Raw genomic sequence first — 21,765 nt, 5'->3', positions numbered from 1 at the left:
CGCCTTGGTGCGGCGTTCCCATTGCCGCAAAGCCTATACCCATCCGAAGCCATGCAGAAAGGGCGTGACGGGATATCGCCTATTCGGCCAACGACAGGATCAAGCCTTGATCGGGCGGGACGCGGCCCTGCAGGGTATCGAGATAGGCCTCGCGCACCGCGGCCGGGCCGCGTCGCTCGACCACCTCGAGCCAATCGGGCAGATGTGGCACGAGCTCGGTCCAGGCGGCGCCAAAGCGCTGGTCGATGCCGCCCGGGCCCCATTCCTTGGCGCGCTTGCGGATCTGGTCGGGCGCGAAGAACCACACCGGCTTGGCGCCGGGCAGCGTCGGCTCGTCCGGCTCGTTGGCGCGATGCGTCAGTCCGACCCGGCCGGAATAGACCATCTGTGCGCCGAAGTGCCGGTGCAGGGTCTCGCGCAGCGCGCTGTTGCCGGCCATGTCGACATAGGCGATCGGCTCGGCCGGCGGGATCGCGGTGACCTGGTCATAGGTGACGACCTCGTCATAGCAGCCGAGCGAGCTGACGAAATCGACATTGCCCTTGGAGGTGAGCCCGATCACCCGGATGCCCCTTTTGTGCAGCAGATGGGCGAGGCCAAACGCGGTCTTGCTCGAGGCCGACGACAGGATGACGCGGCGCGCGCCGTAGAATTCGTTCTCGGCCAGGAAGTCGTCGACCAGGAACGACAGCATGAACAAGGGCAGCATCAACGCACGGAAATCGCCCTGGCGGCCGGCATAGGTCGGATCGCCGGAGACCCGGGCATAGGCGTTATAGACCGGCGAGACCTCCTGCCGGTGCGCGGCGCCATCGCGCAGGCCGCGCTTGCTGACGTCGGCGGCCTCGATGACAAGATGGGTCGCCATCGGGAAATAGCCGAACAGCGTTTCGCCGACCGCGACGTTTGGATGCTTCGAGGCCAGCACCTCGCCAAAGCCCCACACCGGAATGATGCCGTAGCCGTCAGGCGCCGGGAACAGATGCCAGTATTTCAGCTGCTCGCCGATCACGGCGTAGGTGATGTTGTTGGCGGTGAACGCGAAGCGGGTCACCTTCACCAGCAGCGCGTCGGCCGGCAGCGCCGCGGCATCGGGCAGCCCTGTCTCAATCACCTTGCACTGCTGCAGGTCATTGCGGATGACGATGAAGTCGGTGGAGTTCATGGCGATGATCCCGGCCTCGGATGAGCGCCGGCATCGTTGCGTCGATCGCCGGCCCTTTGCAACAGCAACAAAGTTTCAAACGCCGTTCGGCTTCGCTGCCACGTCGCTCAGCGAAGCTGTCCTTCGCGGTAGAGGTCGCGCAGCTTGCGCTTGAAAATCTTGCCGGTGGCCTCGCGCGGCAGCGCGTCCATGAAGCGGATGTCTCTCGGCACCTTGAAATTGGCAAGCTTGCCGCGCAGGAAATCCTGGATCGCTGCAACAGAGAGTGCGGCGCCTGCTTCCGGCTCGACGCAGGCGAACAGCCGCTCGCCATATTCGTCGTCGGGAACCCCGAACACCGCGCAGTCGCGGACGCCTTCCATGCCGATCAGGGCATTCTCGATCTCGGCGGGATAGATGTTGACGCCGCCCGAGATCACCATGTCGCGCTTTCGGTCGCACAGGAACAGATAACCGTCCGCGTCGAGATAGCCGACGTCGCCGACGCTGACGAGGCCGTCGCGGTCGGCCTCGGCGCGCGCCTTGGCATTGCCGTGATAATCGAAATCCGACGCCGTGGTCTGGCGCATGAAGATCTCGCCCGGCTCGCCGACGTCGCATTGCGTGCCGTCGGGCCGGAAAATCTTCACGATGCCGCCCTCGATGGCGCGGCCGACCGTGCCGGGCTTGGCCAGCGCTTCGGCCGCCGAATGCCAGACCGGGATGCCGGTCTCGGTCGAACCCAGATATTCGTTGATCACCGGTCCCCACCATTCGATCATCGCGCGCTTGACGTCGACCGGGCAGGGCGCCGCGCCATGGACGATGAAGCGCAGCGACGACAGGTCGTAGCGGCGCCGCGTCTCTTCGGGCAGGCGAAGCAGCCGCACGAACATGGTCGGGACCATATGCATGTGCGTGACGCGGTGGCGCTCGATCAGCTGCAGCAGATCCTCGGGATCGAAGCGCGGCTCGAGCACGATTGCGCAGCCGTTGCGGAACGCGAGCATCCCGTAGGAGTGCGGCGCCGAATGGTACATCGGGCCGTTCATCAGGATCACCTGGTCCTCGTTCGGCTTGACGCCGTAGGTGATGGCGCCGACGCGGCGCGGCCGCCGCCTGCTGCTCCGGCCGCATCGGCTTGCGCTTGACGCCCTTCGGCAGCCCGGTGGTGCCGGAGGTGTAGAACATCGGCGCCGCGCCGATCGGCGCGTCGGTCAGCGGCTGATGCGTCTCACGCCAAAGATCCCAATCGGTCATGCCGTCGGGCACGCGGGTGGAGGCCGGCGCCACGCCATAGGCCGCGGCGATCTCCGGTGGCGTCGTCACGACCAGGAGCTTGATCCCCGGCGGCAACCCGTCGTGGATCTGCGGCAGCAGATCGGCGTGGCAGACCAGCGTGTCGGCGCCGCTGTCGGACAGGATGTAGGCGACCTCGTCGGCCTTCAGATGCCAGTTGATCGGCACCACCGGACTGCCGAGCGCAGCGGCGGCTGCGACCACTTCGAACAACGCGAAATCGTTGCGCAGCATCATGCCGACCGGCTTGCCGCCCTGCACGCCGAGCGCGCGGAAGCCGGTGGCCGCCCGTGCGATGCGGGCGTGAATGTCGCTATAGCTGATCTGTCGGTCGCCGCTGATGATCATACCGGGTCTCTCCAGGCGGGTCGTCCGGGCATCAGGCGCTGGCCCGCAGGAAATCGCTGCGCGCCTCGGTGTACTCCGCCTTCAGCCGCGCCACCAGTTCGGCGACCGGCGGGGCGTCCGTGATCTGGCCGATACCCTGGCCGGAGCCCCAGATGTCACGCCAGGCCTTGGCCTTCGTGTTGCCGCCGGAACCGAAGTTCATCGTGGATTTGTCGGCGACCGGCAGATTGGCCGGATCGAGGCCTGCGGCTGCGATCGACGGCCCGAGATAGTTGCCGTGCACGCCGGTGAACAGGTTCGAATAGACGATGTCGTGCGCCGCATATTCGGTCAGCGCCTGCTTGTACCCGAGGTCGGCGTTGGCTTCCTCGGTCGCGATGAAGCGGGTGCCGATATAGGCGAGGTCGGCGCCGAGCGCGAGCGCGGATGCGATGCTCCAGCCGTCGGAGATCGCACCCGACAGCAGGATCGTGCCGTTGAACCATTGCTTGACCTCACGCACCAGCGCGAACGGCGACAGCGTGCCGGCATGGCCGCCGGCGCCGGCGCAGACCAGGATCAATCCGTCGACGCCCTGCTCGGCGGCCTTGCGGGCGTGCTTGACGTTGATGACGTCGTGGAACACCACTCCGCCATAGGAATGCGCGGCCTCGACGATCTCGGACGGCGGGCGCAACGAGGTGATGATGACAGGCACCTTGTGCTTCACGCAGGTTTCCATGTCGCGCAGGCGGTCATTGGAGGCGTGGCAGATCTGGTTGACGGCGTAGGGCGCGACCTTCTTCTCCGGATGCAGCGCCTGGTATTCGCCGAGCTCGTTCTCGATCTGCGTCAGCCACTCGCCGAGCTTCTCGACCGGGCGGGCATTCAGCGCCGGGAACGATCCGACGATGCCGGCCTTGCACTGCGCGATCACCAGTTCCGGCCCCGAGACGATGAACAGCGGGGAGCCGACGACCGGCAGTTCAAGCTTGTTGGCGAGCGAAGCAGGCAACGGCATTCGGGTCCTCCTTTGTCGCGAGGCCGGCCAGGGCCGGGGCGCGTTCATTGATGTTGATTTGAGCGCGTCGGGCCGGGCGGAGCCGCTGGCCCGCGCTTGCTGCTGTGCATTATAGGGCTGGACGGCATCGCCGAGCCGTTCAATATTGAACAGATAGCTCATCAAGAATGAACAGGGCGGCCGCAGCATCGCCGTGGGGGAGCCGATGGACTGGGACCTTTGCAAGACCTTCGTCGCGGTTGCGGAAACCCGCAGCTTCGCGGCCGCAGCGCGCAGGCTGCGCTCCAGCCACCCGACGGTCGGTCGAAAGGTCACCGAGCTGGAGGATCAACTCGGGGTTCCCCTGTTCGCGCGATCCAATGACGGTCTTTCGCTGACATCGCAGGGGCGCAAATTCCGCGAGCATGTCGAGGCCATGGCGGCGGCGGCGCTACGTGCCGAAGCCGCGGTGTCGGCGACCGGCGCGCAGGCGCGCGGCGTGGTCAAGCTGTCGATCGGTGCGACGCTCGCCTCGCACTGGCTGATGCCGCGGCTCGGTCCGTTTCTCCGTGCCCACGACCACATCCAACTCGAGATCATCACCCATCCGTTTCCGGCCAGCGTGCGCCGCCGAGAGGCAGATGTCGTGTTGCGGCCGGTGGACAGCGGCGACGAGAATCTGATCGGCCGCAAGATCGGCCGTCTCGGCACCGGCTTCTTTGCCTCGCGCGACTACGCCGCGGGGCGGCGTCTGCCCGAACGGCGCGACGAGTGGAAAGGACACAGCATCATTGGGTTCGCCGATCGCGCGTCCAATGAGCGCCTGGCGCGCTGGAGCGATGCCATCACGCGGCAGGGATCGGTGGTGATGCGGTGCTCGTCGCAGGGCGATATGCTTGCCGCGGCGCGGGCCGCGCTCGGAATTTCCGCGCTGTCGTGCTTTGTCGCAGCCGACTATCCCGATCTCGTGCGCGTCGCTCCGCAAAAGCTGTTCAGCGTGGCCGACCTCTGGCTGCTTGCACACCCCGATCTCGTCGAACTCCCCGCGGTGCGCGCGGTAATCGACTTCGTCACCGCTGCCGCGCGCGAGGACCGCGTCAGGCTGCGCGGATAGAGCATGATCCGGAAAAGTGTGTAGCGGTTTTCCGAAAAGATCATGCTCAAAACAAAGAGATAGAGCGGGATGACGATTCGAAGAAAAGTCATCCCGCTCTAGAACGCATTCTCAGGCGCGCGCCCGCCATAGCGTGACTGCAAACAGCAAGAAGGCGGCGCACGTCCACAGCGACTGCCAGTTCTCCGGCCCTTCGTTGAACCCGACATAAATCGCCGCCACGGCAAAAATGCCGGCAAAGATCGATTCCGCGAGCGGGCGATTTCCTTTCGCGGGAGGATTGAGCAGCGTGATCGCCGCAAAGGGCACGACCGCCATGGTGAGCGATGCAAAGGGAAAATCGATGAAGCGCGGGTCGAACACGAGGCCGATCGCGGTCGCGGTGCCGATCACGACGGTGACCATCAAGGCCAATCCGTGCAGGGTCATCAGCACCGATTCAGTGTGGTGTCCCTTCGGACCCAACAATTCCAGGAAGCTGGGCGATGTGCGACCCGACATCAGGGCGTTGGCGCCAAGCACCGGCGAAGCCGTGGCCGCCGCCAGCAGTGAGCCCCACAGCAGCCAGCCACCCGTTCCGTAACTTTCATAGACCATCTTCTGGGCGGCCACCCCGAACAGGATTCCGGCTGTGGTCGCCGATGCGCCGACAGTAAGCCATGACGCAAGCCCGGGTTGTTCGGGCTTGCGGCTTGAGGTCAGCCATGCCGCGCCGAACACCAGGATCGCCAGCGCCATTCCCCCCAGCATTTGCAGCTTCCAGCGCGGGAAATTGCTGATGGGCAGGCCCGCCGGATATTTCAGTGTGCGTTGTTCGGAATCGAACAGACCCCAGGTTCCGCCGATCGTGCCTTCGATCTCCCGCTTCCATCCTTCATCATAGGCCTCGAACAGGTTGACGCGGAAATGCTCGCGCCGCGCGAGGTCCAGCACCTCCGCGACCACCCGCGCCTGATTGGTGCGCGACGGCAGCGCCGACTCGCGCATGCGCCCCTCGCTCGGCCAACCAAATTCTCCGATCAGGATCTCCTTGCCCGGAAAGACCGCCGCGATCTGCCGGCGAATCTCGTCAGCGTGGGCGGCGGCACGTTCCGCCGGAATTGGAATGTTCTCCCAATAGGGCAGGATATGAATCGTGACGAAATCGACCACGTCGGAAAGTTCGCGATTGCTTAGCCAGAATTCCCAGACGTCGGCATAGGTGACGGGGACGCTGACCTGGGCCTTGATCGAGCGGATCAGGGCGGCGAGGTCGGAAGCCGACATTTCCTTGCGCAGCAGGACCTCGTTGCCGACCACCAGCGCGATGATGGTTTCCGGATATTCCCGGGCGAGGCGGATCGCCGTTTCGACCTGCGTTGCATTCTTCTTCCGGTCGCGGTCGAGGAAAATGCCCTGGATGACTTTCAGCCCCGCCTTGGCCGCCAGTTCGGGGATCTGATCGAGGCCGAGATCGGTCGCATAGGTCCGGATGCAGTCGGATATCTTGGCAAGTTGGGCGAGATCTTCCGCGATCTGTTCCTTCGACACCTGCGTCGACTGCGAAAGCGACGTCTGGTGGTTACGGAACGGCGCGTATGAGATGCACTGGACCTTGTCGTTCGGATCGATCGGTGCCCGCACCAGGTTGACCGGTATGCCCAGCCACCACCACACCGCGGCGATGGCGGCCAGGGACATCAGGAGCAGCGTCAGCGGAATGCGGCGAGAAACCAGGTCGGTCCTCCTTGCAGAAAGGATGTGCTGGGCTTGCAAAATGCGCGAGGCCGGCAAATTGAAAAAGTATCGGTCTACTGATGATATATCACGCGATCACACGGCAAGTGTTTTTTCGCACCTTATTTTGCGCCGGCGATCACGCCTTCGCGATTCCGGAGCACGCGATAATACGCCCACCACAAATGGGCGGCGGCGCCGCGCAGCGGACGCCACGGCTCCGCAAGCGGCGCCATCTGCTTCGGCGTCGGCCGCTCCTTCAAACCGAGCCCGACCTTGACCGCTTCCTGAACGGCCAGGTCGCCGGCGGGCCAGGCGTCGCCATGGCCGAGGCAGAACAGGAGATAGACGTCGGCGGTCCAGGGGCCGATCCCGGGCAATGCGGTCAGGGTGTTGTGCGCGGCATCGGCCTCCTCATTGGCGAGCACGTCGAGGTTCAGCCGCTCCTCAGCGAGCTCGCGGGCGATGTGCTTCAGGGTCTTGATCTTGGCCGCGGACAACCCGAGCCGGCCGAGCCGGTCGGCCCGCGCCTTGCGGATCGCATCATGGTGGAACGGATCGAACGCGTTGCTGACCCGTCCCCAGATCGCCGCCGCGCTCGCGGTCGACAGCTGCTGGCCGCAGATGATCGCGGCGAGCCCGGCAAAGCCCGGCTCGCGCTGCCGGATCGCCGGCATGCCGCTCAGTTCCAGGATCGGCCGCAGGCGGCGGTCCTGGGCGACCAGCCTGTGGATTGCGTCGTCGAGGTCGGCCTGGGTTTCGAGATGGATCAGCATTGCGGGATCTGCATCGACTTGTCGTGCGCGGGCTTGACCCGCGCATCCATCTCCTATCGTAACAGAGTCTTGTCCAGCCGCATGGTCCGGAAAAGTAGAAACCGGGTTCGTGCTCGAATCAGAATCGCCGGGGCGAGCCTGGCAATGACGTGTGACCAAACGCCATGCCACCCGTTTTCCGCTTTGCACCGAGTCCGAACGGCTATCTCCATCTCGGCCACGCCTATTCGGCGCTGCTCAACTTTGACCTTGCGCGGCAGTCGGGTGGACGTTTCCTGCTGCGGATCGAGGACATCGATGCGACGCGCTGCCGTCCGGTGTTCGAGCAGGCGATCTACGAGGATTTCGGCTGGCTCGGCATCGGCTGGGAAACCCCGGTGCGGCGGCAGTCCGAGCATTTTGCCGCCTATCGCGCGGCCGTCGACCGGCTTTCGGCGCAGGGGCTGGTCTATCCGAGCTTCGAGAGCCGGGCCGACATCGCGCGGCTGGTCGCCGAAAGAGAGGCCGGTGGTGCATGGCCGCGCGATCCGGATGGCGCGCCGCTCTATCCGGGAGCGGCCAAGTCGCTGTCGGCCGAGGACCGCGACCGGCTGGTCGGGCAGGGCGCGCCATTCGCGCTGCGGCTCGACATGGCGGCCGCGTGCGCGCGCGCCGGAAGCCTGCGCTGGCGGGAAGCGGGCGAGGGGCCGGCCGGCGAGCGCGGAGACGTGGCGGCCCGGCCTGAGGCCTGGGGCGATGTGATCCTGGCGCGCAAGGAAACCCCAACCAGCTACCATCTCTCCGTCGTGATTGATGATGCGCTGCAAGGCATCACCGATGTGGTCAGGGGCGTTGACCTGTTCTGGTCGACCAGCGTGCACCGGCTGCTGCAGGAACTGTTGGGCCTGCCCGCGCCGATCTACCGGCACCACCGGCTGATCCCGGACGCCGCCGGCCGGAAACTGTCGAAATCGACCCAGGCGACCGGGCTGCGCGAGCTGCGGGCGGCGGGGGCGAGCCCGGCCGACATCCGCCGCCTGGTCGGCCTGCCGTAAATCCCGGCCGAATTCAGATCGCGAGCAAGCGGGTTACCAACGTGCCGCTTTGCTCAGGAAAGCCGCAAACGCCGCCGTGACTCTGGCACGCCTGGCATGCCATGTTGCGATGAGGGGCGGGGATCACGGAGACCATGGCGTCAAAATCGCGCGTACGGCGCAGCACGCGGCCATCCGGAGGGGTGCCGCCGAAGACGCGCGCCGCAAAAACGCGCTCCGCCAAATCTCGTACCACAAAGACTCGTGCGACCAAGACCGCAGCCAGGCCGCGCCGCAAGCGGGCCGCGCCGAAGCCGTCCGCGAATGCCGCTCCCGGTATGGTCGAGACCGCACTCGCCGCCTTTGCCCATGAGGTGCGGACGCCGCTGACCGGAATCCTCGCGATCAGCAACCTGCTTGCGACGTCGGATATTGGCGAGCGCGAGCGGCGCTGGGTCGATACCATCAGGGCCGGCGCCGAGCATCTGGCGAGCCTTGCCACCCTGTTCGTCGATGCCGCCCGCAGCGAGGGCCCGGGGCTCGAGATCCGGCAGGACTTTTTCGATCTGCGCACGCTGGCGCGCCACGCCGGGGATTCGCTGGCCGGCCGCGCGGCGGCCAAGGGGCTGCAGGCCTCGGTGGAGGTCTCCAGCAAGCTGCCCGCCTTCGCAGTTGGCGATCCCGTCCGCCTGCGTGCGGCGCTGGAAAACCTGATCGACAACGCCGTCAAGTTCACCGAGCAGGGCAGCATCGAGCTGCATGTCGCGCCGGTGCGCGCCGCCAAAGGCAGGATCGGCGGCGGCGGATTCGGAGTCGCTTTCGCGGTCTCCGACAGCGGCATCGGCCTGACGCTATCTGAGGTCAAGCGCCTGTTCCGGCCGTTCTCGCAGGCCAATGTCTCGATCGCCTCGCGGTTCGGCGGCGCCGGGCTCGGCCTGTCCTCGGTCAGGCAGCTCGCGCGCGCCATGGGCGGCGACATCGTCGCGGCCCAGCGCGCCGGCGGCGGCACGACCTTCACGCTCAGCGTGGTGCTGGCGCGCGCCGAAGGGCCGGTCGGGGCGGCGCCGGGCCAAGGCGGGACGGCGCTGCTGTCGCAAGGGCTGCGGCTGCTCAGCGTCGAGGACAATCCGTTCGGTCGCGTCGTGCTCAACACGATCCTGATCGAGCTCGGTCACCACGCCGAATTCGTTGGCCAAGGCGAGGCCGCGCCCGATCGGCTCGGGCAGGGTGCCTTCGACGCCGTGCTGATGGATATGGTGCTGCCGGGCATCAACGGCGTCGAGGCAATCAGGCGCATCCGCGCGCTGCCGCCGCCGCACGGCCGTATCGTGATCGTCGGGATTTCCGGCCGTGCCGAGGACGAGGCCGCGGCGCGCGCTGCCGGCGCCGACGCCTTCCTGGTCAAGCCTGTTTCTCCGCGGGCGCTAGCGACTGCGCTGCTTGAAGCGACACGCCGTGCGGCAACCGCGACTTGATGATCGCCGCGTTCAGCTCGCCGCCGAACACGAAGATCGCGGCGATGAAATACAGGAACACCAGCGCGATGATGACCGAGGCGAGTCCCGCATACATCGTGACATAGTTGTTGGCGAAGCGCGCCAGGTACATGCCGAAGCCGATGCCGGAGACCAGCGACGCCACCACGGTGAAGATGATGCCGGGCAGGATCTGCGTGAAGCCGCGGCGGCCTGCCGGCAGCCAGGCATGCAGGATGAAGAGCGCGACGACCAGGGCAAGCACCGTGATGCCGTAACGGGCGGTGTTGAGCAGGCTCTCGTTCGATTCGACGAAGAACGGAATATGGCGCCGCGCCGCCTCGATGATCAGCGGTCCGAGCACGATCAGGAACGCCATCGCGAGCGAGGTGAACGCCGCGACCAGGGTGTAGCCGATCGACTCCAGCCGCAGCCAGTACCAGCGCCGCGGTTCGATCACGGCATAGGCGCGGTTCAGCGCCACCCGCAGCGCCTCGACGCCGTTGGAGGCGAAGTAGACCGCGAGTACCGCGCCGATGGTCAGGATGTCGCCGCGGGTGTTGGTCAAGACGTCGTGGATCTGATCGGACAGCGCCTCGGCGACCTGGTCCGGCCAGACCTGGAGCAACAGCCCGACCGCCTGGTCGGCAAGCTCCTTGGAGCCGAAGAAGCCGGCCAGCGACGTCAGCACGATCAGGAACGGAAACAGCGCCATCAGGGTCGACAGCGCGATATGGCTCGCGATCGCCCAGCCGTCATCGGCGAGGAACGTGTAAAAGGCATCCATCACGACATGGGTGACGTAACGAAGCTGCTTCACATTCCACCCGGCATTGTCGACGACGGCTCGGTCCGAGAACCGGCCCAGCATCTGATATTACGCATTGAAAAGCCAGTTGGTTGCATGGCCCAGCTGTGTGGAAGTCCAGTCCATGCGGTGTTATGTACCGCAGATGACATCCGTCCTCAGCATGATCGTTCTTCCTATCGCCGTCGGCGCCGTGGCCCTGGTGCTGCTGCTCGGCCTCGTCAACATGATGAAGGGCGGCTCGCCGAACACGTCGCAGAAGCTGATGCGGCTGCGCGTGCTGTTCCAGTTCGTCGCCATCGTGATCGCGATGCTCGTGGTCTGGGCGATGGGGCGGTAGATGCGCTAACCTTCACCTCTCCCATTGGGAGAGGTCGGATCGCCATCGGCGATCCGGGTGAGGGGTTCAGGTCCGTCGTTAGACCGCATCCCCTCACCCGCTCGCAAGATGCTCGCGACCTCTCCCTGTGGGAGAGGTGACAACACCGGAGCCAACCATGGTCGTTCTCAATCGGATCTACACGCGCACCGGCGATGACGGCACCACCGCGCTCGGCTCCGGCGAGCGGCGGCCGAAATACGATCTGCGTGTTGCTGCCTACGGCACGGTCGACGAGACCAATGCGGCGATCGGCGTGGTGCGGCTGCATCTGGCCGATAGCCCCGATGTCGATGCGATGCTCGGCCGGATCCAGAACGATCTGTTCGATCTCGGCGCCGACCTTGCGGTGCCCGAGCGCGAGGGCAAGACTGAGCGTCTGCGGATGCTGGCGAGCCAGGTCGAGCGGCTCGAGCGCGATATCGACAGCCTGAACGACCAGCTTGCGCCGCTGACCTCGTTCGTGCTGCCCGGCGGGACACCCGCTTCTGCATATCTGCATCTGGCCCGGACGATATGTCGCCGCGCGGAACGCATGATGGTGGAACTCGCAGCCCGGCCGGACGAGACGGTCAATGAAGCTGGCATCCAGTATATGAACCGTCTGTCTGATTTCCTGTTCGTTGCCAGCCGCTTCCAGAACAACAAAGGGGCCGGGGACGTGTTGTGGGTACCGGGCCAGAACCGCTAAACTGGTTCAAAACCGGGGGACGGTTTTTTGGCTTTGCCGCGTTGACCGGGGGGTACGGGACCTTTAGGTTCCGCGCCAGCCAACCGAAACCCATAAAATCAAAGCGAAAGAGGATCGATGAAGGTTCTTGTGCCGGTAAAGCGGGTCGTCGACTACAACGTCAAGGTCCGCGTCAAGAGCGACGGATCGGGCGTGGAGCTCGCCAACGTCAAGATGTCGATGAACCCGTTCGACGAGATCGCCGTCGAGGAAGCGCTGCGGCTGAAGGAAGCCGGCAAGGCGACCGAAGTGGTGGTGGTATCGATCGGACCGGCGCAGGCATCCGAGACCATTCGCACCGGGCTCGCGATGGGCGCCGACCGCGGCATCCTGGTCAAGGCTGAAGGCAATGTCGAACCGCTCGCGGTTGCCAAGATCCTGAAGGCGGTGGTCGAGGCGGAGCAGCCCGGCCTCGTCATCCTCGGCAAGCAGGCGATCGACGACGATAGCAATCAGACCGGCCAGATGCTGGCCGCGCTGCTCGGCTGGTCGCAGGCGACCTTCGCCTCCAAGCTCGAGGTCGAAGGCTCTGACTTCAAGGTCACGCGCGAAGTCGACGGCGGCCTGCAGACCATCAAGCTCAAGGGCCCGGCGATCGTCACCACCGACCTGCGCCTCAACGAGCCGCGCTATGCGTCGCTGCCCAACATCATGAAGGCGAAGAAGAAGCCGATCGACGACAAGAGCGCGTCGGATTACGGCGTCGATCTCACGCCGCGTCTGGAAGTGCTGAAGACCGCGGAACCGGCAGGCCGCAAGGCGGGCGTCAAGGTCAAGGACGTCGCCGAACTCGTGAACAAGCTCAAGACCGAAGCCGGGGTTCTCTGATGACGACGCTGTTGATTGCTGAACACGACCACGAGACCCTGAAGGACTCGACCAACAAGGCGCTGACCGCGGCGAGCCAGCTCGGCGGCGACGTCCATGTGCTGGTTGCCGGTGGCGGCCAGGGCACCAAGGCGGCGGCGGAAGCAGCAAGCAAGCTCGCCGGCGTCGCGAAGGTGCTGGTGGCCGAAGGTCCCGCCTATGAGCACGACCTTGCCGAGCCGCTGGCTGCGCTGATCGTCTCGCTGGCGCCGAACTATGACGCCTTCGTCGCACCCGCGACCTCGCGCTTCAAGAACGTGATGCCGCGCGTCGCAGCGCTGCTCGACGTCATGCAGGTCTCGGAGATCATCAAGGTCGTCGCGCCCGACACCTTCGAGCGGCCGATCTATGCCGGCAACGCGATCCAGACCGTGAAGTCGAAGGACGCCAAGAAGGTGATCACGGTCCGTACCTCGACCTTCGCCGCAGCCGGTGAAGGCGGCAGCGCCGCAATCGAGAACGCCGCATCGGCGGCGGACCCCGGCCTGTCGTCGTTCGTCGGCGAGGAAGTGGCAAAAAGCGACCGTCCGGAACTGACCTCGGCCAAGATCATCGTCTCGGGTGGCCGTGCGATGCAGAGCCGCGAGAACTTCGCCAAGTATATCGAGCCGCTCGCCGACAAGCTTGGCGCCGGCGTCGGCGCCTCGCGCGCCGCGGTCGATGCCGGGTATGCGCCGAACGACTGGCAGGTCGGCCAGACCGGCAAGGTGGTGGCGCCGGAACTCTATGTCGCGGTCGGCATCTCCGGCGCGATCCAGCATCTGGCCGGGATGAAGGACTCCAAGGTGATCGTCGCCATCAACAAGGATGAGGACGCACCGATCTTCCAGGTCGCCGATTACGGCCTGGTCGCCGACCTCTACCAGGCGGTTCCAGAGCTGACCGAAGCACTCGGCAAGCTCGGAAAGTAAGCGACAAGACACCGGCCGGGTGAGTAATCTCCGGCCGGCGTTATTATTCTTGGGGCAACGATCCGGAAACGGTTTTCCGAAAGGATCGAGCTCGATAGGGGAAAATGGGATCGGGGTGTGATTATCTTTAATCACATCATGGTCCCGGGAAACGTTTCCGGCGGATTGGGCAACCCGGAAGGCTTCACTTCGGGTATCGTTGGAATTGGGCAGGCGCGACATGCGCGCCGTTCCGGTGGATGACAAGATGACGGTGGCAATCAAAAAGGTCGGCGTGATCGGTTCGGGCCAGATGGGCAACGGCATCGCCCATGTGGCGGCGCTGGCCGGCTTCGACGTGGTGCTCAATGACGTGTCCGGCGACCGGCTGAAGTCGGCGCTGGCGACCATCAACGGCAATCTGACCCGCCAGGTCGCCAAGAAACACATCAGCGAGAGCGAGCGAAAGCAGGCGCTCGACCGCATCACCTCTTCCGAGACGATCGATGCGCTCGCCGATTGCGATCTCGTGATCGAGACCGCGATCGAGAAGGAAGAGACCAAGCGCAAGATCTTCCACGACCTCTGCGCGGTGCTGAAGCCGGAAGCGATCGTCGCGACCAACTCGTCGTCGATCTCGATTACAAGGCTCGCCGCCTCGACCGACCGCCCGGAGAAATTCATCGGCATTCATTTCATGAATCCGGTGCCGGCGATGGAGCTGGTCGAGCTGATCCGCGGCATCGCCACCGACGACGTGACATTCGACACCTCCAAGGCCTTTGTCGCCAAGCTCGGCAAGCAGGTCGCGGTGTCCGAGGATTTCCCCGCCTTCATCGTCAACCGCATCCTGCTGCCGATGATCAACGAGGCGATCTACACGCTGTATGAAGGCGTCGGTAACGTCGAGGCGATTGACGCCGCGATGAAGCTCGGTGCGCATCATCCGATGGGCCCGCTCGAGCTCGCCGATTTCATTGGCCTCGATACCTGCCTGTCGATCATGCAGGTGCTGCACGAGGGGCTCGCCGATTCCAAGTACCGGCCGTGCCCGCTGCTGGTGAAGTACGTCGAGGCCGGCTGGCTCGGACGCAAGAGCCAGCGCGGCTTCTACGACTATCGCGGTGACAAGCCGGTCCCGACGCGGTGACGCGCAATACGATTTGATTGTCCGTGCACTCCCTTCGCCTCCCCCGCAAGCGGGAGAGGGGGCGGACCATCTTCGCGTCGCCAGTTCAAACCAGTCTCACCGCGCCTTAATCACGCGGCTCTCGTCTCAGATCAGTGCCCGCAGCAGCGCAAGTGTCGCGGGCACGAGACCGACGATGACAGTCACACCCGTTCCAAGTCCGAGCAGATGCGCTGTTAGCGCGAGGCGCTGGCTCTGCCCGTGCGTTGTCATTGCAGGGCCTCGCAGGCGCGCTTCAACCGCTTTGCGGCTTCCTCGATGGTCGATGACGGGTTGGCGAAACTGACGCGGATATAGGGCGACAGCCCAAAATCCTCGCCGGGAAACACCACCAGATCGGCTTGTTCGAGCAGGTAGCTGGAGAAATCGCGGTCAGTCGCAATCAGCTTGCCGTCGGAAGCGCGCTTGCCGATCACGCCGGCGCAACTGACCAGCAGATAGAACGTGGCCTCCGGCGGCGTGCAGGAGAGCCCGCTGCATCCGTTCACCAGTTCAGAAAAGCGGTCACGCCTTGCGCGAAGGATGGCGGCACGCTCGGCCAGCACATCCTGCGCGCTGTCGAGGGCGGCAATTGCGGCCGCCTGGCTGATCGACGACGCACCGGAGGTGGTCTGTGACTGGATCGTGATCATCTCGCGGATCAGCGCCGCAGGGCCGGCGGCGTAACCGATGCGCCATCCCATCATGGCGTAGCTCTTCGCGAGGCCGCTGACGGTCAGCGTCCGCGGCTTCAGGCGCGGCTCGATCTCCGCAAGCGTCGGCGCGGGAGCGCCATTGAACACGATGTGCTCGTAGAGCCCGTCGGCGAGCACCCAGACGTCCGGATGCCGCATCAGGATCGCGGCGATCTCGGCCAGATCCTCCGGAGAATAGAGCGCGCCGGAGGGATTGACCGGATTGTTGACGACGATCCAGCGGGTTCGCGGCGATATCGCCGCCTGCAGATCCTCCGCACGCAGCCTGAAGCCGTTGTTCTGCGCGCAGGGCACGATCACCGGCATGCCGCCCGCCAGCCGCACCTGATCGAGATAGGGCGCCCAGTACGGCGCGGGGACGATCACCTCGTCTTCAGGTGCCAGCGTCGCCAGCAGCGCGTTGAACAGCGCCTGCGTCGAGCCGTTGGTGATCACGATCTCGTTCGGTTCGTAATCGAGCTGGTGGTCGCGCAGCAGCGCGGCCTGCACCGCGCGCTTGAGCTCCGGCGTGCCGTCGACATCGGTGTAGCGGGTCTCGCCGCGCCGTGCCGCTTGATGCGCTGCCGCGATCACATGATCCGGCGTCGGGAAGTCGAGATTGCCCGACGACAGCTCGATGATCTCGCGCCCGGCGGCGCGCAGTTCGCGGGCGCGGCGCCGCAGCACCGATGCGGGCGATGCCTTGATGCCGCTCATGCGCGGCGAGAGGATCGGTGTCGCGTTCATCGGACGTACTGCGCCTCACCGTTGCCGAACGACCAGTTTTCGGGAAGCACCTCGACAAGGTTGATGAAGATGTCCTCGGCGCGCAGGCCGGGACTTTCCGTCAGCAGTTCGGCGATGCGTCGATAGAGCTTCTGCTTCTGCGCAACCGGGCGGGTGTTGCTGACCGTGATCTGAATGGCGACCAGATCGTCGCTGCGCCTGATGCCGAGATAGTCCGCGCCATAGGCGAAATCGTCGTCATCGTGCTCAGAGATCGTCATGAAGCGATCGCCTTCCGGCACATCGAAGGTCTCGCGCATGGCGCGATAGAGGCTCTCGAGAATGGTCTTGCGGTAGGCGGCGGGCTTGCCCCGTCGCAGGGAGACGCGGGTCAGCGGCATGATGGTGGCTCTCCTGGCGGCGTTACGTGCGGCGCCGATCCTAGGGGCTTCTTGATCATTGAAAAACGGTATGATATCGCATTTCAATGATTGTCAATTTAAATGAATGGCGATGAAGGCACTCGACGTCGAGGCGGTGCAGGCGTTTGTCCTGGTGGCCGACCTCAGCAGCTTCACGCGGGCGGCGCAGGTCATGGAGACCACGCAATCCGCGGTCAGCCTGAAGATCAGGCGTCTGGAAGACGGGCTCGGCCGGCGGCTGCTGGAGCGAACGCCGCGGCTGGTCCGGCTGTCCGCGGAAGGGGCTGCCTTCCTCGGCGCGGCGCGCAATCTGGTGGCCGCGCATCAATCGGCGATCGGGTCGTTTGCCGTCGAACATCGGCGATTGGTCGTCGGCATCAGCCATCACATCGTGGGATCGGAACTGGCCTCGCTGTTGAAGCGGATGAACACCACCGATCCGGGACTGGTGATCCAGCTGCATGTCGATACGTCACGTTCGGTGCTCAGCGCATTCGACGACGGCAAGCTCGATGCGGCGATCGTGCTGCGCCACGATGCCAAGCGCCGCGATGGCGATGTGCTGTTCGAAGAACCCTTCGGCTGGATGGCCGCGCCCGATTTTCACCATCGGCCGGGCGAGCCGCTGCGTCTGGCGACGCAAGCCGAGCCTTGCAGCGTGCGCGCCATGGCGGTCGAGGCTCTCGACGCTGCTGGCATCGCCTGGACCGAGGCCTTCGTCGGTGGCGGACTTGCGACGATCGGGGCTGCGATCTCTGCGGGCCTTGCCGTCGCAGCATTGGCGCGCCGGGTGGCGCCGGCCGATACCGTCGACCTCGGACCGCGGCTAGGCCTGCCGCCATTGCCGTCGCGCGACGTCATGCTTCACTCAAAGCTGTCGGACGCGCGGACACGGCAGGCGCTGCGCACCCTGGGTGCGGCCTTCGCGGCGAACGCGGCTTGAGCGGCTCGTCGTCCAAACGATGTGTCAGCCTGACGCGGCCGCCGATACCAAGCGTTAACTTTCCCCGGCTACGCCAAAGCCGGACTTGGGAGTACCGCGTATGGACACGATGAACATGGTCACCAGCATCCTGTCGATGCAGCAGGGCAACCTGCAGGGTGAGATCGCGACCCGTGTGACCAAGCAGAACCTCGACGCGGAAAAGTTCGCGGTTCAGACCCTGCTCGGCGGTCCTTCCACCGCGAACTTGGCCGCCGGCGTCGGCGGCAACCTCAACGCCGTCGCCTGATCAGAACCCCGCCGCGGCCGGCTGTAGCGCCGCCTTCACCAGCTTGATCGCATCGTCGCTGGCCCATTCGGCGGGACCGGCGATATTGGCGATTTCGCAGCCGTTGCCGTCGACCAGCACCGAGGTCGGCATGCCAAGCGCCTTGCCTATGTTCTTAAGGTCCTGAAAGACCTTGGCTTTCTGGTCGCTGAAATAGCCGAGATTGGTCAGATTGGCCTCTCTCAGGAAGTTCTTCGGCTTGTCCGGATCGCGGGTGTCGATGTTGATCGCGACCACTTCGAAATCCTTGCCGCCGAGCTTGGTCTGCAGGCTGTCGAGCGCCGGCATTTCCTTGCGGCAGGGCACGCACCAGGTCGCCCACAAATTGACGAGTACGATCTTGCCGCGCCAGTCCGAGAGCTTCTTCGGCTGGCCGTTGGCATCCTCGAAGGCGAGATCGGGCAGCCTCAAGGGGGTGGTGGCCATGGTCAGCGCCGCGACCTCGCCATGGGCGAGCGGGGCGATCTTCTTGGCCAGATCGACCGCGCTGTTGCAGGCGACGTCGCCACCCGCCGGGTGCCTGAGGCCGGAGACCCCGACATAGCCGAGCACGGCCCCGGCCAGCACGGCGCCGATCACCAGCGGGATGCGCCACCGGGCGGCTGGCTTGGCGGTCGGTTCGGACGGGGTCGTCTCGGGCATATCGTTTGTCATCCTGGGTCAGATGTGGCTAAGCAGTGCCGGGAATACGACCGGAACCGCCATGCCGTTTCGCCGCTCCGGCGATGAAACCGCACGGCCTGCAATACAAATTCGTGAGCGAGAAGTCATGAGCAACAAGATGTGGGGCGGCCGGTTCTCGGAGCGTCCCGACGCGATCATGGAGGAAATCAACGTCTCCATCGACGTCGACCGTCACCTTTATGCCCAGGACATCGCCGCGTCCAAGGCCCACGCCGCAATGCTCGCTGCACAGGGCATCATCACCGGTGCTGATGCGAAAAATATCGGCAAAGGTCTAGACACGATTTTGTCAGAAATCGGCAAGGGCGATTTCGACTTCAAGCGCGCGCTCGAGGACATCCATATGAATGTCGAGTCGCGGCTGTCCGAATTGATCGGGCCCGCGGCGGGCCGGTTGCACACTGCGCGCTCGCGAAACGACCAGGTCGCGACCGATTTCCGGCTCTATGTCCGCGACACCATCGATGAGACAGATGCGGCGCTGGCCGCGTTCCAGCAGGCGCTGGTCGCCCGCGCGCTGGAGCATGCCGGGACCGTGATGCCGGGCTTCACCCATTTGCAGACCGCGCAGCCGGTGACCTTCGGCCATCATCTGCTGGCCTATGTCGAGATGGCCGGCCGCGATCGCGGCCGCTTCACTGACGCGCGCAAGCGGCTGAACGAATCGCCGCTCGGCGCCGCCGCGCTCGCCGGCACCTCGTTTCCGATCGACCGCGCCGCGACCGCCAAGGCGCTCGGCTTCGACCGCCCCATGGCCAATTCGCTCGATGCGGTGTCGGACCGCGATTTCGTGCTGGAGACGTTGTCGGCGGCATCGATCTGCGCGGTGCATATGTCGCGCTTCGCCGAGGAGATCGTGATCTGGACCTCGCCTTTGGTCGGCCTCGTCAGGCTCAGCGACAAGTTCACGACAGGATCGTCGATCATGCCGCAGAAGCGCAATCCGGACGCGGCGGAACTGGTGCGGGCCAAGACCGGCCGCGTGATCGGCGCGCTCACCGCGCTCCTGATCGTGATGAAGGGCCTACCGCTCGCCTATCAAAAGGACATGCAGGAGGACAAGCAGGGCGCGATGGAGGCGTTCGCGGCGCTGTCGCTCGCGATCCGCGCCATGACCGGCATGGTCGAGGATCTGGTGCCGGACGCGGCGAAGATGAAGGCCGCGGCGGGCGAGGGCTACGCCACCGCGACCGACCTTGCCGACTGGCTGGTGCGCACCCTGAAAATGCCGTTCCGCGACGCCCACCACGTTACTGGGCGCATCGTCGGATTGGCCTCCAAGCAGGGCGTGGCGTTGCACGAGCTGCCGCTGAAGGCCATGCAGGAGGTCGAGCCGAAGATCACGGCCGACGCGCTGAAGGTGCTCAGCGTCGAATCCTCGGTGCAGAGCCGGACCTCGTTTGGCGGCACGGCGCCGAAGAATGTGACGGCGCAAGCCAAAGCCTGGGCCAAGCGGCTGGAAAAAGAGCGAAAATCGGGCTGATCGCGAAAATTTGGCCGTGATTTCGTGGCGCTCCGCCTCTCGCCAGAGCACGCCAATGTTTGTATGGTGCGGCCCGAATTGGGGATTTCGTTGTGACTAGCAAGAACCGCCTGACCCCCTCGGGATGGGCCATCATTGTGCTGAGCGTATCAGCGCTGGCGCTCGGCGGCTGCGGCCGCAAGGGACCGCTCGACCTGCCGCCGACCGCGAACGCCGCGCCGGGCACGACAGCGGCGCCGGGCGATACCGAGAGCGAGCGGGCGGCGCAGCCCAGCGTGTTCAATCCGACCTATGGATCGGATGCCGCGCCGGCCGCATCGAAAGGCAATAAACGGCCCTTCATCCTCGATCCGCTGCTCGGCAACTAGTACTCAAAGCGTGTCATGAACCATTTCGACTATCGCAACGGCGTGCTGCATGCCGAGGCGGTCAATCTCATTGAACTCGCGGAAGCCGTCGGCACGCCGTTCTATTGCTATTCGACCGCGACGCTGGAGCGGCACTACCGCGTCTTCACCGAGGCCTTCGCCGGCGAGAAGGCGCTGGTCTGCTACGCCATGAAGGCGAACTCGAACCAGTCGGTGCTGCGCACGCTGGCCAAGCTCGGCGCCGGCGCCGACGTGGTGTCCGGCGGCGAGTTGAAGCGGGCGCTGGCGGCCGGCATTCCGCCGTCGAAGATCGTGTTCTCCGGCGTCGGCAAGACCGAGTCCGAACTGCGCGCCGCGCTCGCCACCGACATCCTCTGCATCAATATCGAGTCCGAGCCGGAGCTCGAGCTGCTGTCGCGCCTGGCGGTCGAGATGAAGATGACCGCGCGGATCTCGGTGCGGGTCAATCCCGACGTCGATGCCGGCACCCATGCCAAGATCTCGACCGGCAAGTCGGAGAACAAGTTCGGCATTCCGATCGCGCGCGCCCGCGAGGTCTATGCCCGCGCGGCGAAGCTGCCGGGCATCCAGGTCACCGGCACCGACGTGCATATCGGCAGCCAGATCACCGATCTCGGCCCGCTGGAGGCCGCCTTCCGTCTGCTCGCCGATTTCGTGCAGACGCTGCGCGCCGACGGCCACGACATCTCCCATGTCGATTTCGGCGGCGGTCTCGGCATTCCCTATTACATGGACCGCGCCGCGCCGCCAGCGCCGGATGCCTATGCCGCGATGGTCAAGCGCGTCACGCATAATCTCGGCTGCACGCTGATGTTCGAGCCGGGCCGCATGATCGTCGGCAATGCCGGCATCCTGGTCACCCGCGTGATCCATGTGAAGCCGGGCGATGCCAAGAACTTCGTCATCATCGACGCCGCGATGAACGACCTGATCCGGCCGACGCTGTATGAAGCCCATCACGACATCCTGCCGGTGCGCCAGCCCGCGCAGGGTACGCCGACCATGGTCGCCGACGTGGTCGGGCCGGTCTGCGAGACCGGCGACTATCTCGCGCTCGACCGCACGCTGCCGCAGCCGAAGGCCGGCGATCTCCTGGCAATCATGACCGCCGGCGCCTATGGCGCAGTGCAGGCCGGCACCTACAACACGCGGCCTCTGGTGCCGGAAGTGCTGGTCAAGGACGACCAGTACGCCGTGGTCCGCCCGCGCATCGACGTCGACGCCCTGATTGCGATGGACAAGCCCGCGCCCTGGTTGTGAGGCACTAGCCGCGCTCCATACTCGATGTCGTCCCTGCCTAGTGCGCAATTGCGCACGGGAGCAGGGGCTCATAACCACCGCTCTTGATTGTTGCACCGAGCTGGGGCCCCAGCTCAGCTAAACCACAAA

22 protein-coding genes and 1 pseudogene are annotated in these 21,765 nt (G+C 65.3%); 13 read left to right on the top strand and 10 right to left on the bottom strand.

Annotated elements, in window-relative coordinates:
* Positions 1–79: 79 nt before the first annotated feature.
* From HAP48_RS10315 to HAP48_RS10305, 3 genes and pseudogenes are all read right to left on the bottom strand, one after another.
* The gene (locus tag HAP48_RS10315; RefSeq protein ID WP_166213866.1) at positions 80–1,165 is read right to left on the bottom strand and encodes a DUF2855 family protein; all 1,086 of its coding nucleotides are present in this window, start codon (positions 1,163–1,165) and stop codon (positions 80–82) included.
* 107 nt (positions 1,166–1,272) lie between these two features.
* Positions 1,273–2,791, bottom strand: a pseudogene (locus HAP48_RS10310) (acyl-CoA synthetase).
* A 31-nt stretch (positions 2,792–2,822) separates the two neighbouring features.
* Entirely contained in the window at positions 2,823–3,791 is a 969-nt protein-coding gene (locus tag HAP48_RS10305; protein WP_166213867.1) for an NAD(P)H-dependent flavin oxidoreductase, read from the bottom strand.
* A 205-nt stretch (positions 3,792–3,996) separates the two neighbouring features.
* Between HAP48_RS10305 and HAP48_RS10300 the strand changes: the two genes are divergently transcribed.
* On the top strand, positions 3,997–4,884 hold the full coding sequence (locus tag HAP48_RS10300) for a LysR family transcriptional regulator (RefSeq protein ID WP_166213868.1): 888 nt from the start codon (positions 3,997–3,999) through the stop codon (positions 4,882–4,884).
* Between the two features lie 111 nt (positions 4,885–4,995).
* Here the strand turns inward: HAP48_RS10300 and HAP48_RS10295 are convergent, their stop codons facing one another.
* Positions 4,996–6,564, bottom strand: coding sequence for a glycoside hydrolase family 17 protein (locus HAP48_RS10295; protein WP_175612341.1), 1,569 nt, complete (start codon positions 6,562–6,564; stop codon positions 4,996–4,998).
* Positions 6,565–6,722: 158 nt separating this feature from the next.
* Positions 6,723–7,376 (bottom strand): DNA-3-methyladenine glycosylase family protein, encoded by a 654-nt coding sequence (locus tag HAP48_RS10290; RefSeq protein WP_166213869.1) that lies wholly within the window; start codon positions 7,374–7,376, stop codon positions 6,723–6,725.
* A gap of 164 nt (positions 7,377–7,540) precedes the next feature.
* Between HAP48_RS10290 and gluQRS the strand changes: the two genes are divergently transcribed.
* Together gluQRS and HAP48_RS10280 are read left to right on the top strand one after the other, a co-directional pair.
* A complete protein-coding gene (gene gluQRS, locus HAP48_RS10285) occupies positions 7,541–8,410 on the top strand; it encodes a tRNA glutamyl-Q(34) synthetase GluQRS (RefSeq protein WP_166213870.1) in 870 nt (289 codons plus the stop codon).
* A 134-nt stretch (positions 8,411–8,544) separates the two neighbouring features.
* Positions 8,545–9,864, top strand: a complete 1,320-nt coding sequence (locus HAP48_RS10280) for an ATP-binding protein (RefSeq protein WP_166213871.1) — start codon at positions 8,545–8,547, stop codon at positions 9,862–9,864.
* Here the strand turns inward: HAP48_RS10280 and HAP48_RS10275 are convergent.
* Positions 9,791–10,651, bottom strand: coding sequence for a YihY/virulence factor BrkB family protein (locus HAP48_RS10275; RefSeq protein ID WP_420869894.1), 861 nt, complete (start codon positions 10,649–10,651; stop codon positions 9,791–9,793). The two genes, HAP48_RS10280 and HAP48_RS10275, sit on opposite strands and share 74 nt — an antisense overlap.
* Positions 10,652–10,817: 166 nt before the next feature.
* Here HAP48_RS10275 and HAP48_RS10270 point away from each other — a divergent pair, with 166 nt between their 5' ends.
* The 5 genes from HAP48_RS10270 to HAP48_RS10250 all read left to right on the top strand — a co-directional run bounded on the left by HAP48_RS10270 (position 10,818) and on the right by HAP48_RS10250 (position 14,688).
* Complete coding sequence (locus HAP48_RS10270) at positions 10,818–11,012, top strand: twin transmembrane helix small protein (protein ID WP_166213872.1); 195 nt, start codon at positions 10,818–10,820, stop codon at positions 11,010–11,012.
* Between the two features lie 157 nt (positions 11,013–11,169).
* Positions 11,170–11,742, top strand: coding sequence for a cob(I)yrinic acid a,c-diamide adenosyltransferase (locus HAP48_RS10265; RefSeq protein ID WP_166213873.1), 573 nt, complete (start codon positions 11,170–11,172; stop codon positions 11,740–11,742).
* Between the two features lie 117 nt (positions 11,743–11,859).
* Complete coding sequence (locus tag HAP48_RS10260) at positions 11,860–12,609, top strand: electron transfer flavoprotein subunit beta/FixA family protein (RefSeq protein WP_092123260.1); 750 nt, start codon at positions 11,860–11,862, stop codon at positions 12,607–12,609.
* Positions 12,609–13,559, top strand: coding sequence for an electron transfer flavoprotein subunit alpha/FixB family protein (locus HAP48_RS10255; RefSeq protein WP_166213874.1), 951 nt, complete (start codon positions 12,609–12,611; stop codon positions 13,557–13,559). Before HAP48_RS10260 ends, HAP48_RS10255 begins: the two co-directional genes overlap by 1 nt.
* 247 nt (positions 13,560–13,806) lie before the next feature.
* Entirely contained in the window at positions 13,807–14,688 is an 882-nt protein-coding gene (locus tag HAP48_RS10250) for a 3-hydroxybutyryl-CoA dehydrogenase (protein ID WP_029079743.1), read from the top strand.
* A gap of 126 nt (positions 14,689–14,814) precedes the next feature.
* On the opposite strand, the gene HAP48_RS49980 is transcribed toward HAP48_RS10250, so the two are convergent.
* From HAP48_RS49980 to HAP48_RS10240, 3 genes are read right to left on the bottom strand one after another with little or no spacing between them, the layout of a single operon-like run.
* Positions 14,815–14,940, bottom strand: coding sequence for a hypothetical protein (locus HAP48_RS49980; protein ID WP_275949040.1), 126 nt, complete (start codon positions 14,938–14,940; stop codon positions 14,815–14,817).
* Positions 14,937–16,148, bottom strand: coding sequence for a pyridoxal phosphate-dependent aminotransferase (locus HAP48_RS10245; protein ID WP_224496999.1), 1,212 nt, complete (start codon positions 16,146–16,148; stop codon positions 14,937–14,939). Before HAP48_RS10245 ends, HAP48_RS49980 begins: the two co-directional genes overlap by 4 nt.
* Positions 16,145–16,528: a tautomerase family protein gene (locus tag HAP48_RS10240; RefSeq protein ID WP_166213875.1), complete on the bottom strand. Its 384-nt coding sequence runs from the start codon at positions 16,526–16,528 to the stop codon at positions 16,145–16,147. Before HAP48_RS10240 ends, HAP48_RS10245 begins: the two co-directional genes overlap by 4 nt.
* A gap of 106 nt (positions 16,529–16,634) precedes the next feature.
* Between HAP48_RS10240 and HAP48_RS10235 the strand changes: the two genes are divergently transcribed.
* Positions 16,635–17,492: a LysR substrate-binding domain-containing protein gene (locus tag HAP48_RS10235; protein WP_210292824.1), complete on the top strand. Its 858-nt coding sequence runs from the start codon at positions 16,635–16,637 to the stop codon at positions 17,490–17,492.
* Between the two features lie 100 nt (positions 17,493–17,592).
* Positions 17,593–17,781: a putative motility protein gene (locus tag HAP48_RS10230; RefSeq protein ID WP_166213877.1), complete on the top strand. Its 189-nt coding sequence runs from the start codon at positions 17,593–17,595 to the stop codon at positions 17,779–17,781.
* On the opposite strand, the gene tlpA is transcribed toward HAP48_RS10230, so the two are convergent.
* Complete coding sequence (tlpA, locus tag HAP48_RS10225; protein ID WP_176399263.1) at positions 17,782–18,474, bottom strand: thiol:disulfide interchange protein TlpA; 693 nt, start codon at positions 18,472–18,474, stop codon at positions 17,782–17,784.
* Between the two features lie 115 nt (positions 18,475–18,589).
* On the opposite strand from tlpA, the gene argH reads away from it, so the two are divergent.
* The 3 genes from argH to lysA all read left to right on the top strand — a co-directional run bounded on the left by argH (position 18,590) and on the right by lysA (position 21,636).
* Positions 18,590–19,987 (top strand): argininosuccinate lyase, encoded by a 1,398-nt coding sequence (gene argH, locus HAP48_RS10220; protein ID WP_166213878.1) that lies wholly within the window; start codon positions 18,590–18,592, stop codon positions 19,985–19,987.
* Positions 19,988–20,079: 92 nt separating this feature from the next.
* The gene (lptM, locus tag HAP48_RS10215; RefSeq protein ID WP_166213879.1) at positions 20,080–20,355 is read left to right on the top strand and encodes an LPS translocon maturation chaperone LptM; all 276 of its coding nucleotides are present in this window, start codon (positions 20,080–20,082) and stop codon (positions 20,353–20,355) included.
* A gap of 15 nt (positions 20,356–20,370) precedes the next feature.
* A complete protein-coding gene (gene lysA, locus HAP48_RS10210) occupies positions 20,371–21,636 on the top strand; it encodes a diaminopimelate decarboxylase (protein ID WP_166213880.1) in 1,266 nt (421 codons plus the stop codon).
* The last annotated feature ends 129 nt before the right edge of the window (positions 21,637–21,765 follow it).

Source organism: Bradyrhizobium septentrionale, assembly GCF_011516645.4.
Classification (GTDB): Bacteria; Pseudomonadota; Alphaproteobacteria; order Rhizobiales; family Xanthobacteraceae; genus Bradyrhizobium; species Bradyrhizobium septentrionale.
Note: the sequence above shows the minus strand (reverse complement) of the source record. Positions and strands in the feature narration are given on the sequence as shown.